This window comes from Mesorhizobium sp. CNPSo 4670, assembly GCF_057784235.1.
Genome location: NZ_JBWJFQ010000001.1, coordinates 516,280 through 533,318 on the forward strand (window position 1 = coordinate 516,280; position 17,039 = coordinate 533,318).

The 17,039-nt window shown below is 59.5% G+C and carries 17 protein-coding genes; 14 read left to right on the top strand and 3 right to left on the bottom strand.

The genetic code is table 11. From position 1 onward, the window contains the following. Positions 1-390, bottom strand: a complete 390-nt coding sequence (locus AC0ZT5_RS02330; protein WP_477283605.1) for a DUF427 domain-containing protein — start codon at positions 388-390, stop codon at positions 1-3. A gap of 138 nt (positions 391-528) precedes the next feature. Next, on the bottom strand, positions 529-885 hold the full coding sequence (locus tag AC0ZT5_RS02335) for a hypothetical protein (protein WP_457154218.1): 357 nt from the start codon (positions 883-885) through the stop codon (positions 529-531). 190 nt (positions 886-1,075) lie between these two features. Here AC0ZT5_RS02335 and AC0ZT5_RS02340 point away from each other — a divergent pair, with 190 nt between their 5' ends. Continuing rightward, positions 1,076-2,704, top strand: coding sequence for a fatty-acid--CoA ligase (locus tag AC0ZT5_RS02340; RefSeq protein WP_488495096.1), 1,629 nt, complete (start codon positions 1,076-1,078; stop codon positions 2,702-2,704). Positions 2,705-2,860: 156 nt separating this feature from the next. Continuing rightward, positions 2,861-3,646, top strand: coding sequence for a DUF1499 domain-containing protein (locus tag AC0ZT5_RS02345; RefSeq protein WP_488495097.1), 786 nt, complete (start codon positions 2,861-2,863; stop codon positions 3,644-3,646). 4 nt (positions 3,647-3,650) lie between these two features. Here AC0ZT5_RS02345 and AC0ZT5_RS02350 read toward each other — a convergent pair whose 3' ends face one another. Beyond that, a complete protein-coding gene (locus tag AC0ZT5_RS02350; RefSeq protein ID WP_488495098.1) occupies positions 3,651-4,559 on the bottom strand; it encodes an MBL fold metallo-hydrolase in 909 nt (302 codons plus the stop codon). Positions 4,560-4,683: 124 nt separating this feature from the next. On the opposite strand from AC0ZT5_RS02350, the gene AC0ZT5_RS02355 reads away from it, so the two are divergent. The 12 genes from AC0ZT5_RS02355 (at position 4,684) to AC0ZT5_RS02410 (ending at position 17,020) form a co-directional block, all read left to right on the top strand. Beyond that, complete coding sequence (locus tag AC0ZT5_RS02355) at positions 4,684-5,274, top strand: biotin transporter BioY (RefSeq protein WP_488495099.1); 591 nt, start codon at positions 4,684-4,686, stop codon at positions 5,272-5,274. Between the two features lie 37 nt (positions 5,275-5,311). After that, positions 5,312-6,337 carry an NAD-dependent epimerase gene (locus AC0ZT5_RS02360; protein WP_488495100.1) on the top strand — a complete coding sequence of 342 codons (1,026 nt, stop codon included), beginning with the start codon at positions 5,312-5,314 and terminating at the stop codon, positions 6,335-6,337. Between the two features lie 133 nt (positions 6,338-6,470). After that, complete coding sequence (rfbA, locus tag AC0ZT5_RS02365) at positions 6,471-7,352, top strand: glucose-1-phosphate thymidylyltransferase RfbA (RefSeq protein ID WP_477283592.1); 882 nt, start codon at positions 6,471-6,473, stop codon at positions 7,350-7,352. Continuing rightward, positions 7,353-7,907, top strand: a complete 555-nt coding sequence (rfbC, locus tag AC0ZT5_RS02370; protein WP_477283590.1) for a dTDP-4-dehydrorhamnose 3,5-epimerase — start codon at positions 7,353-7,355, stop codon at positions 7,905-7,907. Positions 7,908-7,929: 22 nt separating this feature from the next. After that, a complete protein-coding gene (gene rfbB, locus AC0ZT5_RS02375) occupies positions 7,930-9,000 on the top strand; it encodes a dTDP-glucose 4,6-dehydratase (protein ID WP_488495101.1) in 1,071 nt (356 codons plus the stop codon). Continuing rightward, positions 8,997-9,878 (top strand): dTDP-4-dehydrorhamnose reductase, encoded by an 882-nt coding sequence (gene rfbD / locus AC0ZT5_RS02380; protein ID WP_488495102.1) that lies wholly within the window; start codon positions 8,997-8,999, stop codon positions 9,876-9,878. Before rfbB ends, rfbD begins: the two co-directional genes overlap by 4 nt. A gap of 21 nt (positions 9,879-9,899) precedes the next feature. Beyond that, positions 9,900-11,234, top strand: a complete 1,335-nt coding sequence (locus AC0ZT5_RS02385; protein WP_488495103.1) for a class I SAM-dependent methyltransferase — start codon at positions 9,900-9,902, stop codon at positions 11,232-11,234. Between the two features lie 279 nt (positions 11,235-11,513). Beyond that, complete coding sequence (locus tag AC0ZT5_RS02390) at positions 11,514-13,247, top strand: hypothetical protein (RefSeq protein ID WP_488495104.1); 1,734 nt, start codon at positions 11,514-11,516, stop codon at positions 13,245-13,247. Further along, positions 13,244-13,942, top strand: coding sequence for a class I SAM-dependent methyltransferase (locus AC0ZT5_RS02395; RefSeq protein ID WP_488495105.1), 699 nt, complete (start codon positions 13,244-13,246; stop codon positions 13,940-13,942). The genes AC0ZT5_RS02390 and AC0ZT5_RS02395 overlap by 4 nt, the downstream gene beginning before the upstream one ends. 1 nt (position 13,943) lies before the next feature. Beyond that, the gene (locus AC0ZT5_RS02400) at positions 13,944-14,924 is read left to right on the top strand and encodes a glycosyltransferase family 2 protein (protein WP_488495106.1); all 981 of its coding nucleotides are present in this window, start codon (positions 13,944-13,946) and stop codon (positions 14,922-14,924) included. Further along, positions 14,911-15,825 carry a lysylphosphatidylglycerol synthase domain-containing protein gene (locus AC0ZT5_RS02405; RefSeq protein WP_488495107.1) on the top strand — a complete coding sequence of 305 codons (915 nt, stop codon included), beginning with the start codon at positions 14,911-14,913 and terminating at the stop codon, positions 15,823-15,825. The genes AC0ZT5_RS02400 and AC0ZT5_RS02405 overlap by 14 nt, the downstream gene beginning before the upstream one ends. A gap of 151 nt (positions 15,826-15,976) precedes the next feature. Continuing rightward, on the top strand, positions 15,977-17,020 hold the full coding sequence (locus tag AC0ZT5_RS02410) for an NAD-dependent epimerase/dehydratase family protein (protein ID WP_488495276.1): 1,044 nt from the start codon (positions 15,977-15,979) through the stop codon (positions 17,018-17,020). Positions 17,021-17,039: the final 19 nt, after the last annotated feature.

Sequence of the window (17,039 nt, forward strand, 5' to 3'; positions counted from 1 at the left end):
TCAGCCCGCTTTTGCTTCGATGCTGACCTTGCTGACGTAGAATGCGCCGTGGTCGCGGATTTCAGCCATTTCGTCGAAGGGCTGCTCGTAAGCCCACATCGCGTTCTGGCCGGTCTCGCCCGCAGGCAGCACGCTCCAATAGCTGGCATCACCCTTGTAGGGACAGTGGGTCGAATGTTCCGTGCTGCTGAGCTTGCCGAAATCGATGTCGGCGAACGGAATGTAGAAGGCCGCGGGATAGGGAGGTTCGGTCAGCACCTTGGCCTTCGTCGATGACGCTATCACTGTGTCTCCGACACGCACCGTAACGGTGCCGACATAAGGCTCGATGGTGATGACCTTGTCGGGATTGCGTTGGAACCCAGGTGCCGGGTTGACGATCTGATCCATGCGGGTTCTCCTTGCCTCGGCTTTAAGGTGTGTCGCGCAAATGCGTTGCGCAAGGCCTGCTGTCGCCACGCAAGTCACAAACCATTGGCCCAGGCCGGGTGCAGGCCCGATCACGGTTTCGAAGATTGCCTGAGATGGTCAGGCGGCGGTCTTGAACGCATCCATCAACCCGGCATAGGCGGCCGCGATACCGGCCACCGGGTTGCTGCTTCTCGATGTGGTCTCGACCTTCAGGGGGCCGCCACCGGTTGGCAAGGTGAGCAGCAGGAACTGGCGATTGCCACCGTCGCCGATGGATGCGGCTGCGACGTGCTGGCCTTCGCCTTCGTTCTGGACGCACATCTTGAACAGCAGTGTGCCGCCGACCGCTTCCAGCGCGCCGCCGACAACTTCAACAAATTCATCTTCGGAAACAGTCTTTGTATCAGGGCCCAGATCGGCCAGACTTTCGGCAAGCGTATTCTCAAGGGACTTGTCGTCGAGCTGCGCGTCCATGCGAACCTCTTTCAGTCGCCAATCGCCCCTTGCCCGTTAACGAACCTTAACGCCGACGATGGCCGGATTGTGGCGGTCTTGTCCGTCATGCCGATCAATGCTGGGCTTGCCGGTGCTGGTGGCTGGACAATCCGCCGGTTCGCTCCACAATGGCACGAAAAGCAAGACGCAAAGCGCAGGGGAGGAACGAATGCTGGGACTGATGCAGGAATGGCCGCTGCTTTGCCATAAGCTCATCGACAATGCCGAGCGGCAGCATGGCGTGCGCGAGATCGTGTCGCGCTCGATCGAGGGGCCGATCGTGCGCACCAGCTATGCGGACATCCATCGCCGCGCCCTGAAGGTCGCCCAGAGGCTGGAACGCGACGGCTATCGCCTGGGCGACCGCATCGCCACACTCGCGTGGAACACGGCGCGCCACATCGAGGCCTGGTACGGCATCATGGGCATCGGCGCCATCTACCATACGCTCAATCCACGCCTGTTTCCCGAGCAGATCGTCTGGATCATGAACAATGCCGAGGACAAGGCTGTCTTCGTCGACCTGACCTTCGTGCCGTTGCTCGAAAAGATCGCCGGCGCCGTCAAGTCGCTGAAACAGGTGATCGTGCTGACCGACAAGGCGCACATGCCGCAGACGACCCTGCCGAATGTGGTTGCCTATGAAGAATGGCTTGATGAGGCGGATGGCGACTTCGCCTGGAAGACCTTCGACGAAGGCACGGCTGCCGGCATGTGCTACACGTCAGGGACCACGGGCGATCCGAAGGGCGTCGTCTACAGCCACCGCTCGAACGTGCTGCACGCCATGATCGCCGCCATGCCTGACGCCATGGGGCTGTCGGCACGCGATACGATCTTGCCGGTCGTGCCGATGTTCCACGCCAATGCCTGGGGCCTTGGCCAGAGCGGGCCGATGATCGGCGCCAAGCTGGTCATGCCCGGCTGCAAGATGGACGGCGCCTCGATCTATGAATTGCTCGACACCGAGAAGGTGACCTTCAGCGCTGCTGTGCCGACCGTCTGGATGATGCTGCTGCAGTATCTGGAGGAGACCGGCAAGAAGCTTCCCTATCTGAACAAGGTCGTCATCGGCGGCTCGTCCTGCCCGCGCGCGATCATGACCAAGTTTCAGCAGAACTACGATGTCCAGGTCATCCACGCCTGGGGCATGACCGAAATGTCGCCGCTCGGCACACTGTGCACCTTGAAGCCGGACTATGCCGGTCTCCAGGGTGAAGCCCGGCTCGACGTCCAGCAGAAACAGGGCTACCCGCCCTTCGGCGTCGAAATGAAGGTGACCGACGACGACGACAATGCGCAGCCCTGGGATGGCAAGACATTCGGCCGCTTGAAGGTGCGTGGACCGGCCGTTGCCCGCGCCTACTATGGCGGTGTTGGCTCGGAGCAGTTCGACGGCGACGGCTGGTTCGACACCGGCGACGTCGCCCACATAGACGCCGGCGGCTACATGCAGATCACCGATCGGGCCAAGGACGTCATCAAGTCCGGCGGTGAATGGATTTCGACCATCGATCTCGAGAACCTGGCTGTCGGTCATCCCGATGTCGCCGAGGCAGCAGCGATCGGCGTCCATCATTCGAAGTGGGGCGAGCGGCCGTTGCTGGTCGTTGTTCGCAAGCCGGGGAAGGAACCGACCAAGGCTGACATTCTCGACTTCATGGATGGCAAGGTCGCCAAATGGTGGATGCCGGACGATGTCGCCTTCGTCGGCGAAATACCGCACACCGCCACCGGCAAGATCCAGAAGGTCACCTTGCGTCAGCAATTCCGGGACTATCGCTTGCCGACGGATTGACGGGAATGTTGCGTCTTTCGGCTTCAAGCCGTCAGCAAAAGGTTCTAGAGCAATTCCGGGAATTGCGTCAAAACAAAGAGATAGAGCAGTTTGTCGTTGCCGTGAGACGACGAACCGCTCCAAGTCTCCGTTCGGGTTGGGGTGGTGCGGCAATCGATGGCAAGTATTCCTGAACGGCAGACCTCGAAGGCGGCCGGATGGTCGCGACGCACGGCCGCCTTTTCGGCGGTGCTGCTGCTGACCGTTTTCGTCGGCCATCGCTTCGACCTCGTCGAAACGCCTGTCTTCCTTTGGGTGATGGGGATTGTGGCGCTGCTGGCGGCCCTGGCGCTGTTGTTTGCAGGATTTGCCTTTTCGCGGCTGTGGAACTTCGGCGACCTTGGCGGTCGTGACCTGACGGTCGGCGCCTTGCTGGCGCTGCTGGTGCTCGCACCCTATGGCGTTGCAGCCTACTGGGCGACTATCTATCCGCCGCTCAGGGATATCTCGACGGATTTCGACAATCCACCCGCGCTCGACGTGAGCGACCGGACCAAAGACATGAATGTGCTCTCCCCATCCACGCCTGGCGAACAGCGGCTGCAGACCGAGAGCTATCCGCTGGTCAGCGCACGCAGCTACGACCTGCCGTTCGACACCGTCGTGGATGCCGTCGAGACCGTGCTCGACCGGCGCGATTGGGACCTTTCCGAGCCCTATCCAGACCTCAGAGGGCAAACCGAGGTGACGATTACCGCGGTGGCCAAGGGCTTTGTCGTCGGGCTTCCCGCCGACGTCGCGATCCGCGTGACCGATGACGGGGACACGATCATCGTCGACATGCGGTCGGCCTCTCGCTACGGCCGCTACGACCTCGGCGACAATGCCGCGCGCATCGTCGATTTCCTCGCTGAACTCGACCAGGAAGTCGCCGGCCAGGTGGGTGCTGCTCCGGCCGAATGAAGGCCTATCTGGCCGGCGTGAAATTGCCGTCAATGGCCGGTGCTGCGTCTGTCACGACCAGACCGCGTTCCACCAGGTCCTCGAGATGGGCAAGCACCGACAATCCGGCAGCGCCATGCAGCCGCGGGTCGGTATCGCGATAGATCGCCTTGACCATGTCCACGATCGTCCGGTCGCCGGCTCTGACCCGCTCCAGTATGGCGCGCTCGCGCATCTTGCGATGCGTCTTCAACCCTCGCATGAAACCACGTGGTTTGGTCACCGGCCCGCCATGTCCCGGCAGCAGCAGGCGGTCCCCGCGTTCGATCAACCGGTCTAGCGAAGCCATATAGTCGGCCATCGCCCCATCCGGCGGCGCGACGATGGACGTCGCCCATGCCATGACATGATCGGCCGAAAACAGGATCCCGGTTCCTTCCAGCCCGAATGTCGCGTGATTGGCGGTGTGGCCCGGGGTCAAAATCGTCCTGATCGACCAGCCGTCGCCGTCGACCACCCTGTCGTCGGGCAATGCGATATCGGGAACGAAAGCAGTGTCGGCACTGGCGTCGAGCGCGTTGGTCTCGCCGATATGCAGGGGTCTTGCAGGGCGATGCGGTCCTTCTGCCAGCACGGCGGCGCCGGTGCGCTCTTTCAGCCGGGCCGCCAGCGGGGAATGGTCGCGGTGCGTGTGGCTGACGAAGATATGGCTGACCGGCCGGCCTGCGATCACATCGAGCAGGGTTTGCAGATGCGCCTCGTCGTCCGGCCCAGGATCGATCACCGCCAGCGTATCGCGGCCAACGATGTAGCTGTTGGTGCCGTGAAAGGTGAAGGGGCTTGGATTGCGGGCCGTGATGCGCTGGATATCCGGCGCGACGCTCACCGCCTTGCCATAGGCGGGATCGAAGCCGGTTTCGAATTTGAGAGCCATGGCAGGTGCATCGGTGCCTTGTTAGAGGAGACGGCAAAACCGATTGCCGCATAACACACAAGCCAATATAGGAGAACGCGAGGCCGCGAATATGAGATAGCGGCAATCGGATTGGGGAAATACGATGGCAATTGCAACAACGATGCGTCCGCTTGTGTCTCTGGCTTTGCCGCAAGAGGGCGCGGCGCGGCTGGCAACGCAGCTTTTCCTGGCGATCGCCGGAACGCTGCTGCTGACCCTGTCTGCCAAGACCAAGGTGATGCTCGGACCGGTCGACATTTCGATGCAGACGCTGGCCGTGCTGCTGATCGCCGCCGCCTTCGGCATGCGTCTGGGCGTCGCCACCTTGCTGCTCTACATGGCAGAGGGCGCGATGGGCTTTCCGGTCTTCCAGAGCACCCCGGAAAAGGGTATCGGCATTGCTTACATGCTCGGCTCGACCGGCGGCTATCTCTTGGGTTTCGTGGCCATGGCGGCGATTGTCGGCTGGGCCGCCGATCGGGGCTGGGACCGTCATCCGGTCAAGCTTTTCAACGCGATGCTGGTTGCCGAAGTCGTCATGATGGCGATGGGCTTTGCCTGGCTGGCGCTGCTGATCGGTCCCGAAAAGTCTTGGCAGTTCGGCGTCGTGCCATTCATAGTCGGCGATCTGATCAAGGTTGCCCTGGCGGCAAGCCTGGTGCCGGCCGTGTGGTCGCTGCTGAAGCGCTCCTGAACGCCGGGAGAGATCGAGGACTGGACGGGCGCTTCTGATGAAGGTCCTGGTCACCGGCGCCGCCGGCTTTATCGGCTATCACGTATCGAAGCGCCTGCTGGAGCGCGGCGACGAGGTTGTCGGCATCGACAGCGTCAACAGCTACTATGATCCGCAGATCAAGGAGGCGAGGCTGCGGCTGCTGGAGGAAGCCAGCCGCAAGACCAATGCGGGCTATCATTTCATCCGCGGCAATCTCGCCGACAAAGGCGTGGTCGATGGCTGCTTTGCCGACCACGCGTTTGACCGGGTGATCCATCTCGCCGCCCAGGCCGGGGTTCGCTACAGCCTGGAAAACCCGCACGCCTATGTCGAAAGCAACATCATCGCCTACACCAATATGCTCGAGGCCTGCCGCAGCAGTGCCGTTGCGCATTTGACCTATGCCAGCACCTCGAGTGTCTACGGCGCCAACACTGACATGCCGTTTTCCGAGCATCGGCCGGCCGATCATCCGCTGCAGTTCTACGCCGCGACCAAGCGCGCCAATGAGCTGATGGCGCATAGCTACAGCCATTTGTTCGGGTTGCCGACGACCGGGCTTCGCTTCTTTACGGTGTACGGTCCCTGGGGGCGTCCGGACATGGCGCTTTTCCTATTCACCAGAAGCATTCTTGCCGGCGAGCCGATCAAGCTGTTCAACAACGGCAACCACACGCGCGACTTCACCTATGTCGATGACATCGCCGAAGGCGTCGTCCGGGCCAGCGATAGCCCGGCTGTCGGCAACGCTGCCTGGGACTCCAGCCATCCGGATCCGGCCACCAGCAGCGCCCCCTGGCGCATCTTCAACATCGGCAACAGCAAACCGGTGAAGCTCACCGCCTATGTCGAGGCACTGGAAAACGCACTTGGCAGGAAAGCCACCATCGAACTGCTGCCGCTGCAGGCCGGCGATGTGCCCGATACCTATGCCGACACATCGGCGCTGGAGCAGGCGGTCGGCTACCGCCCGGTGACGACGGTTGCCGATGGGGTAGGGCGGTTTGTGGACTGGTACCAGGCGTATTTTGGGCTGACCTAGCTGGGGGCGCGTTTGGCGCGCCATTGGTCCGGCTGTTTGTCGATCGCCGAGATTGACAAGCCATTGCGTGGAACCTAAGCACGAGCGCGGTTTACGTCAGGGCTGGGGGTTTAGGCATGTCAAGGAGAACTTCTTGAAAGGAATTATCCTTGCTGGAGGCAGCGGAACGCGGCTCTATCCGCTAACGTTGGCAGTCTCCAAGCAAATCCTCCCGATATACGACAAGCCGATGATCTATTATCCGCTGAGCGTTTTGATGCTCGCGGGTATCCGCGAGATTCTGATCATTTCAACGCCGCGTGATCTGCCGGTTTTCCGCGAGTTGCTTGGCGACGGATCGGAGTTTGGGCTTGATTTGTCCTACGCCGAGCAACCGCAACCCAACGGACTTGCGGAAGCCTTCATCATCGGCCGGAATTTCATCGGCAAGGACAGCGTGTCGATGATCCTCGGCGACAACATCTATTTCGGCGAAGGCCTGTCGCAGCTCTGCCGTGCAGCGGCATCGCGCGAGACGGGGGCTTCCGTGTTCGCCTATCATGTCGAAGATCCCCAGCGTTATGGTGTCGTTTCCTTCGACAAGGTCACCGGAACCGCCCTGACGATCGAAGAAAAGCCAGAGAACCCGAAATCCAACTGGGCCGTCACCGGCCTCTATTTCTATGACAACGATGTCGTTGACATTGCCCCGGCGATCCGGCCTTCGGCGCGTGGCGAACTTGAGATCACGGCGGTCAACAATGTCTATCTCGAGCGTGGCCAGTTGCATGTGCATCGATTGGGGCGCGGTTATGCCTGGCTCGACACCGGCACCCATGACAGCTTGCACGAAGCGTCTTCGTTCGTGCGCACGATCGAACATCGGCAGGGCATAAAGGTTGCCTGCCCGGAGGAAATCGCCTTCGAACAGGGCTGGCTGACGGCGGACGATGTCCTCCAGCGCGCCACCCGCCTGGGAAAAAACGAGTATGCCGCCTATCTGCGCCGGCGCGTTGTCGAGCGGTTGGAGGAGTAAATGCTGGAGGTCAGGTCCCTTGGCATCGAAGGCGTGCTGGAAATCATTCCGAAACGACATGGCGATGCGCGTGGTTTCTTTGTCGAAACCTATCATGCCGAGCGCTTTTCGCAGGCCGGCATAGGCTTGAGTTTCGTACAGGACAATCACTCCTATTCCGCCGCGGCAGGCGTTCTGCGCGGGCTGCACTACCAGCTTGCGCCGCGAGCCCAGGACAAGCTGCTGCGTGTCGTGCGGGGTGCGCTGCTGGACGTGGCGGTCGACATTCGCCGCAGTTCGCCAACCTTCGGAAAATGGGTTGCGCTCGAAATTACGGCCGAAAAGGGCAACCAGATTCTGGTGCCGAAGGGCTTTGCGCATGGCTTCGTGACGCTCGTGCCGGACACCGAAGTCTTGTACAAGGTGACTGACACCTATTCACCCGAGCACGACCGCTCGATCCGTTTCGACGATCCTGCCATCGGCATCGAATGGCCGTCATTGGCTGGCGGATTCCAGCTTTCGGACAAGGACCTCAAGGCGCCGGTGTTGGCCGCCGCCGAAGTGTTCGCCTGATGGGTTGCATGAGGACAGCAGCATGAATTTTCTAGTGACAGGCGGTGCCGGCTTCATCGGTTCGGCGGTGTGCCGGCATCTGTGCGCCAACCCGGCCTATCGCGTGACCAATCTCGACAAGCTTACCTACGCCGGCAATCTGGCCTCGCTGCGGCCGATCGAGAATGCCCACAATTACCGCTTCGCTCATGCCGATATCTGTGACGAGAGGGCGGTGCTCGACCTTCTGCATCGGGACGAAATCGACATCGTCATGAACCTTGCTGCCGAAAGCCATGTCGACCGATCGATCGACGGACCTGGGGCCTTCATCGAGACCAACATCGTCGGCACCTATAAGGTGCTGAATGCTACCCTGGAATATTGGCGCGGCCTTCCTGACGACAGGAAAAGCCGCTTCCGCTTCCATCATGTCTCGACCGACGAAGTGTTCGGCGATCTTCCTTTCGACGGCGGCCTGTTCGTCGAGGAAACGCCTTACGCGCCGTCTTCGCCCTATTCCGCTTCGAAGGCGGCGTCGGACCATCTGGTGCGGGCGTGGCACGAAACCTATGGCCTGCCGGTCGTGCTTTCCAATTGTTCGAATAATTACGGACCCTACCACTTTCCCGAGAAGCTGATCCCGTTGGTCATCCTGAATGCGCTCGACGAAAAAACGCTGCCGGTCTATGGCGCCGGCGCCAATGTGCGCGACTGGCTGTACGTCGAGGACCATGCGCGCGCGCTGGAGCTGGTTGCCACCAAGGGCACGCCAGGCGAGAGCTACAATGTCGGCGGCAATTCGGAGCGCACCAACCTGGGCGTCGTCGAGACGATCTGCGATCTGCTCGACATCAGGCGTCCTCGGGCCGGCGGCAAGAGCTATCGCGATCTGATCTCTTTCGTCACCGATCGTCCGGGCCATGACCGCCGCTATGCCATTGACGCCTCCAAGATCGGTCGCGAGCTTGGCTGGGCGCCGAAGGAGAATTTCGACAGTGGCTTGGCGAGAACCGTGGACTGGTTTCTCGAAAACAAATGGTGGTGGGGGCCGATCCGCGAAGAGCGCTATGCCGGTGAGAGATTGGGCGAAGCGCGCAAGGGGGCCGCGTGAGGCTCGTTGTCACCGGGCGCGAAGGCCAGGTCGCGTTAAGCCTTCTTGAGGCCGGCCAGAGGCACGCCGGCGTGGAAGTCATCGCCATTGGCCGTCCGGAGCTCGACCTGGCAAAGCCCGACACCGTCATCAACGCCATCGCGGCCGCGAAGCCGGATATCGTCGTGTCGGCTGCCGCATACACCGCCGTGGACCAGGCCGAGGATGAGCCCGATCTGGCATTTGCGGTGAACGCTGTCGGCGCCGGCAAGGTGGCCGAAGCCGCAGCGCAGCTTGGCGTTCCCGTCATCCATCTTTCGACCGACTATGTCTTTGATGGCAGCGCGTCCGGTGCCTATGTCGAAACCGACGCAACCGCACCGCGCAGCGTCTACGGTGCCTCCAAGCTCGCAGGCGAACAGGCGGTGGCAGCCGCCAATCCATGCCATCTGATCCTGCGTACGGCATGGGTCTATAGCCCGTTCGGCAAGAATTTCGTCAAGACCATGTTGCGGCTTGCCGCCGACCGCGATGAGATCTCGGTGGTAGCCGATCAGTGGGGAAATCCCACCTCCGCGCTCGATATCGCCGACGCAGTCCTGCATGCAGCGGCGACGCTGCATGGCAACAAGAGCTTCGCTGCGTTCGGTGTCTATCATCTGGCTGGCACTGGCGAGGCCAACTGGAGCGGCTTTGCCCGCCATATCCTGGACACAAGCCGAGTGTCTGGTGGCCCTTGGGCGCGAGTACGGGACATTGCTACGATGGACTACCCGACCAAGGCGCGACGCCCCGCCAATTCCCGGTTATCGAGCGCGAAATTCGCCTCCGTCTTTGGATGGAATGCGCCGGACTGGCGGCTATCGACTGAAGCGGTGGCGCGTCGTGTCCTGGTCTGAAAGACGGGATGGGCTTGAGGCATGAAGAAGGACCTATCGCCGAAAGACATGCGCGATGCAGAGGCCGGCTCACAGGCGGTCGACTTAGACGCGGTCGGCCCGGAGGCAGTCGGTCCCGAGGCGGTCGGTGACGTCCCGGCGATTGTTCGGACCGAGGCGCATGCCATGCCGGTCAATGCGCACGCCCCTTCGCTTCACGACCTGTACAATGCCCATAGCGGCAAAGTGTCGGACAAATGGTCCAGCTATCTGGATGCATATGACCGCGTTTTTCAGGACTATCGGAATAAGCCGGTTCGACTCCTGGAAATTGGCGTCCAAAACGGTGGTTCTCTCGAAATCTGGCCGCGATATTTCCCGAATTCGGAACTCATTCTTGGCTGCGATATCGACACGGCCTGCAGTGGTCTGGTTTTTGACGATCGGAAGATTGCTTTGGTCATCGGTGATGCCAATACAGATGAGATAGAAAGAAAAATTGTTGCGAAATCCGCGACATTCGACATCATAATCGATGACGGATCGCATACATCATCAGACATAGTGCGCTCTTTCGCCCGTTATTTCCCTCATCTTTCTGATGGCGGGGTTTTCATAGCGGAAGATTTGCATTGCAGTTACTGGCAGGAATTCGAAGGCGGTCTCTATGATCCGCTTTCGTCGATGTCGTTCTTCAAGCGCCTGCTCGATGTGGTCAACCATGAGCATTGGGGACTTCCCCGCTTTCGGGCGGATGCCTTAGCCACGTTCTCTGACAGGTATAAGACCGTATTTGGGGAAGCTTCGCTGGCCTCCATTCATTCCGTCGAGTTTTTGAACTCGCTCTGCATTGTGACCAAGCGACCAAGTCCGGAAAATGTTCTTGGGACTCGCAATGTGCAAGGCCGGATCGCGCTCGCCGAAAGGGAAATGATTTCTCTTGGCGGGACCACAAGCAAAGCATTCGATCAAGCCAGAAATCCATGGTCTCTAGCGTCGACGACCATGGAAGAGGAAATCGAGACCAACAGGGCGTTGGTGACGAGTCGCGGGGCGCGGATAGAGGAACTCACCCGCGAGGTAGCCGAGATACGCGAGCAGCTCCAGAGCGGTCACGCCCAGATCGCACGAATGGAGTCGGATCTCGTCGAGAGGGCTGAAGAGATTTCAGCCGCGCACGCGACTGTTAGTGCGCTGCAGACCGCGCGCGACAACGAGATCGCACATGCGCAAGTGCTCCAGGAAAGAATGGAGCAAAGTGAACGGGTCGTTCAAGAGTTCAAGAACTCAACGAGCTGGCGAATAACCAGCCCCCTGCGAGCGCTCTCCGCGATTGTCACGCGGTTGCTGAAAAGGATCGCCGCAGTTTTTCGTTGAAAGCGAAATTCAATTTGAGAGAGGCCGGCTCTGCTCTTGGCCTCTCCATCGGAAATCCGTTTCTTCAGAACAGGGGCAACATCAAGCCACCGGATATGCTTTCTCATTCATGCGACGGCTGATCGTTCCAGTCGCGCCAACTTGTGGCGTTTGAGACGCACACCGGACCTATCCGGCGGTCCGCTTGCCAAGTCGTCGAATTTTTGTTGCGCAGTCTGGCGGTGTGTGCGAGGTGCCACCTACGCCAACGCAAGGCAATACGCAGCAAACGCAGGACTAATGTCGGCCACCGTTCGCACCCTCTCTGTCAGCCGTTCAACCCCCGCTTTCGCGATTGCGTTTGTTGGTCCGATCGCGGTGTTCATGGTTGCGCTCCTCCTGACGGTGCAGGCCAGAGGTGTTCCGGATAACGACTATTGGGGCATTCTCCCTTCAATGGTCGGATCGCTGGATGGGGTACCGACGCTGAGGGACCTGTATGTAACGGCAAACGAGCATATTATTGCCGGCGCAAAACTGTTTTATCTGCTGAATTTTCACCTTACCCAAGGGGACAATATCGGCCTGTCGGTCACTGTTGTCGCGTTCTCCCTTCTCATAGCGTTGGTTTTTTCGGGCGCATTGTCGCTCTTTGCGCGATCCTGGTTTGAAGCATTTGTCGTCGGGATAGCCGTATCGATATTTGTATTCAGTCCGCTTGCCGCACACAATTTCTTCGTTGGCATGAGTGGAGTAGCCTGGATCGGCGCAAATCTCTTCACCGTGCTGGCTGTATTGGCTTTTTGGCAGTCGACCGAAAAAGACATGCCGATAGGTTATGTCGCTGCGATCGCGTTGGCCGTTTTTGCCACGCAATTTTACAGCACGGGCCTGACCGCATTGTGTGTGATCGGCATCCAAGGATTCTGCACTGCCAAAACACGGCGGCTCGGCATCTTGATTTTCGCGGCGGGCTTGGCCCTCGTGATTTTTGTCGCGATGAATCAGAAAGTCCCCGATTATCACGCCGCACGCAGTTTCGATCCAATTGGGATCACGCTGTTCTGCCTGACATTCATTGGTGGCGGCATCGTAACAACCGAAGCAGCCGCAATTCCGCTGGGCGCAATCGGAATCGCAGCAGCCGCTCTGATCGTTGGGGTTTGCCTTTTGCGGCCTGGCGAAAACAGGTACCGATCAGCCTTCTGGATTGCGATCATGGCCTATGCCGTCATGTCGGGCGTGCTGGCCGCTATTGGTCGATCGAACATGGGAGGGGACGCGGCGGCCTTAGCCAGCAGATACGCAACCCTTCCGGCGCTTTTTTGGGTCGGACTGTTTGGAGCTGTTTCGTGTCTGGTGTGGCAAGTTGATTTCAAGCGTCGTCTGTCGATCGCCATATTCGCGGCGGTAGCCGCACTGATCGTCGTCAACGGCATGCCGAGGCTGAATGACGCTCTTGTCAGGGCTGAAGGAAAAGATCTCGCAACATTGGCATTGTCGCTCGGCGTCAAAGACCCGGACTTGATGCGATACGTTACGTTGGCTGGGGTCGATTACTACAATGTCGAAGACAATCTGAAGAAATTCAATCACGTCCCGTTCAACGGGAGGGACTTCGGCTGCCCCTCGCTCGGCGCCGGGCTGGCAATCCCCACCCAGCCGAACAGCTTGACGGGCTACATTGATGCCGTGTCCAAAATAGAAGATCCGCAGTGGGGACGCGTCTCCGGTTGGGTCGCGGACACCTCGAACAAGTGGCCCCCACTGCTGGGCAGCGATATTCTTACCACCTACCGCTGTATTGCCTTCGTTGATGGCACGGGAACGGTCGTGGGGTTGGGATTGGGAGGAGCGCATCGGCCGGACGTGGCGAAGTTCCTCGGGCGAGGGCGTGACGACTATGGCTGGAGTGGTTACATAGATCTTCGACGTGTGCCGGCTAGCCCTGCTTCTCGATCGATATATGCAGTTTTGCTTACGCCGTCCGGGTGGACGAGATTGCAGGCACCTGGGGTTGGATTTCAGTTTTGAAAAATACCTATGTAAGCGTCGTCAGATTCGCCCGGAAAGCAGCTGAGCGCTGCGGATTGCTTGCGGCGTTGGAGCGGTCGAACAACCGCTTTGCCCTCTGGATCAGAAGTCTGTTCGGCATATACGACAGCGCTGACCTGGTTCGGCTCGACATGCCGTGGTGGACATTCTCCGCGATTGATGCCGTGAACAGTTTTCTGGCCTCGCGCAATCACAAGGCTCGCGTTTATGAATTTGGTGCCGGCGCCAGCACAGTTTGGTTGGCGAAACGAAGCGGCTCTGTCGATTCCGTCGAGCATGACGCTCCGTTCGCGCAAACCATGGGTGGCATTTTTGGCGCCTATCCCAACATCGCCGTGCGGGTTGTGGAGCCGGTAGCTGCCTCTGCTTCCAGCAAGGCCAGGTCCAATCGAAAGGGATATACGCAATGCTCTTTCGATCAATACGTGTCATCGATTGACCGAGTCGACGGCACCTTCGACCTCATTGTGATCGACGGCCGGGCCAGGGTTTCCTGCTTGGCGAAATCGGTTCGCCGCCTGTCTCCGGGCGGTATGATTCTGTTCGACAACAGCAACAGGCCCGAATATCGCCAGGCCATCAATTCTTGCGGCCTTCAGGAGCGCGTGACACGGGGGCTGGCACCCGCATTGCCATTCCCCAGCCAGACCTCCATTTTGACGCAGAGGGCCTGACGTGCAGACAGTCTCGATACTGGTACCTGTAAAGGACGAGCAGGACACTGTTCAGGCTTTGATTGCCCAGATCGAGGCCGCCTTTGAGCAGATCGATGCCGCCTCGCTCGAGGAGGTCATCTTTGTTGACGACGGCAGCCGGGACAATACCTGGAAGGAGATTCTGGCCGCCACCAAGGCTTACCCCCATGTAAAGGGCGTTCGGCTTCGGAGGAATTTCGGCAAGGCGGCCGCGCTCCAGGCAGGGATCTCCAATGCGTCTGGCAATATCATCGTCACGATGGATGGAGACCTGCAGGACGACCCGAAGGAAATTTCACGTTTTCTGGACGAAATCCGAGAGGGCTCCGATGTCGTTTCCGGATGGAAGCAGGTGCGCCACGATCCGCTCGGCAAGACGCTGCCTTCAAAGCTGTTCAATCGAGTGACGGCCAAGGTCACCGGCGTCAGCCTGCACGATTTCAACTGCGGCTTCAAAGCCTACCGCTCCGAGGTCTTTGACAACATTCGCCTCTATGGCGAGCTTCATCGCTTCGTTCCAGCCTTGGCCTATGCGACTGGTTTCAAGGTCAGTGAGATCGTCGTCCAGCACCACCCGCGCCGATTTGGAAAATCCAAATATGGGGTTGGTCGCCTGCTGAAGGGCTTCCTGGACCTGCTCACGGTCGTGACCATCACGAAGTTCAATTCGCGCCCCGGCCATCTTTTCGGTGGCCTGGGTGTGGCCGTCTTCTCGATCGGCTTCCTGATTTTCCTGTTTCTCTGTGCGCGGTGGTTTGGCGGTGAAGCCATTGGCGGCCGTCCGTTGCTGCTTGTCTCGACGCTCCTGATGATCGTCGGGGTGCAGTTCACGCTGTTTGGCATGGTCGCCGAGTTGATTGTTGCGACCCGTGGCAATCGCGACCCGGGCATTGTCGCCGAAATTGCACGTTCGGACGGCAGGCTGCCTGTGAAGCCGATCGGCGCTCGTGCCGAACTCTAGGATCATTCGTGCCGGCGGTGCCGTCATTGCCATTGCGGCAATGTATTTTGTCATACGCTCCGTCTACGGATACGCCGATCAGCTCGCCGAGATGCTGCAGCGTCCTCGTTTTGTTGTCGTGGTCGTGTCCTGTGCGCTTCTTTATGCGCTCGCTCTGCAGCTGGTGGGCTTTGCCTGGTTCACCCTGTTGGTTTCGGTCGGAGAAAGGGCAATCTCCGCGGTCCGTGCAATGCGCGTTTTCGCGCGGACCCAAGTCTACAAATATCTGCCGACCAACGTCATCCATCTCGTCGGACGCTTTGTCCTGGCGGCCCGATATGGTGCTGCAAAGGATGCGCTTTCTTACGCGCAGGTGATGGAGATCATTTTGATGGTCCTCGCTTCCGGAAGCGTGGCCCTGCTTTTCTCCTTCTCCTTCCTGCTCAAGATCGGTGAGGACTACGGAATAAGCCGCTATCTGGCATCAGCAGTCTATATCGGCGCCGGACTGGCGGCCCTTATGCTGGCCCCCCTCGTTGCGGGCCGATATTTCAAGCAGAGCCGAAAACACCTCGCATTTTCGATGGCTGCGATCAGCGTCGCCTGCTACGGCCTGTTTTTCCTTGCCAATGGCTTGATCGTCGTCCTCCTTGTCCATGTGCTGTACGGACCCACGATCGAGTGGCAGATGGTGATCGGGGTCTCAGCCGCCGGCTGGTTGCTTGGTTTTGTTGTGCCTGGGGCTCCCGGCGGTTTGGGTGTGAGGGAAGCGGTTTTCATCGCGGGCCTTTCATCGATCGGCATTCCCGCGGCTGCGGCCACCGCCGTTGCGGTTACGCATCGAATTATCACCCTTCTGGGCGATGTTCTGTTGTCGGCTGGCGAGTTTGGCTATCGAAAATGGACCGCAGAACCAGATTAGCCCGTGGCATTGCGCGTGGCTGCCCGAATGCGACACCTCAAATCCAATTCCACCGGAGAGGTGCTCTATACCTGTTCAAATGAGGTTGACGCTGATAACGAACAGCCTGGTTAATGGAACACGGAATGCTGCTTGAATGTCCAAGACATGTATGGTTACCGGTGGAGCCGGATTCATTGGATGCGCGTTGTCCACCAAATTGGCAGATCGCTTCGATCGCGTAATTGTCATCGACAGCTTGCATCCGCAGATTCACGCTGAGCGGAAGCGTCCCGCCGAACTTGATCCTCGCGTTGAGCTCATGGTTGCCGATGTGACGGAGGCTTCCACCTGGGCGCAGGCATTGGAGACCACCCGACCTGACGTTGTGGTGCATCTGGCGGCTGAAACGGGCACGGGACAGTCGCTCACAGAGGCCTCTCGCCACGCCATAGCAAATGTCCTTGGCACAACCCGCATGTTGGATGCCTTCGCCACGGTATCGCATGTTCCCGAGCGCTTTGTCCTGGCTTCGAGCCGCGCCGTCTACGGAGAAGGGGCATGGCGGTCCAGAAATCCAGGAGAGGTAACCTATCCGGGTCAGAGATCGAAGCAGCAGCTTGAACGCGCGGAGTGGGATTTTCCCGGGCTCGAACCGCTGCCGATGGACGCGCAAAAAACGATACCGAATCCAACCAGCATCTACGGAGCCACCAAACTAACCCAGGAACAGATATTGCGAGCTTGGGCTCTTTCGTTCGGAACAACCGTCAACGTGCTCCGCCTTCAGAACGTATACGGTCCTGGCCAGTCCTTGACGAACAGCTACACGGGAATTGTGTCGTTGTTCATCAGGATGGCCAAGGAAGGCAAGAGCATCCCGATCTACGAAGACGGGGATATCGGAAGGGATTTCGTCTTCATTGACGATGTCGCCTCGGCGATTGACAAGGCCACGAGAACAAATCTGTCGCAATCCTTCGCCTACGATGTCGGCACTGGCTACAAGACCACGGTTCTCGATCTGGCGAGGATCATCGCAAAGCGGTATGGGGCGCCGGAGCCGCACGTCAACGGCATGTTCCGCAACGGCGACGTGCGGTGCGCTGTCGCCAACATCGACAGGACGATCCGCGAACTGGAATGGCGACCTTTGAAAAGTGTGGGCGAGGGGATCGACCAACTTTCCGAATGGATAGATGCACAGCTCGGCTAAAATTTGGGCTCTGCTGGTT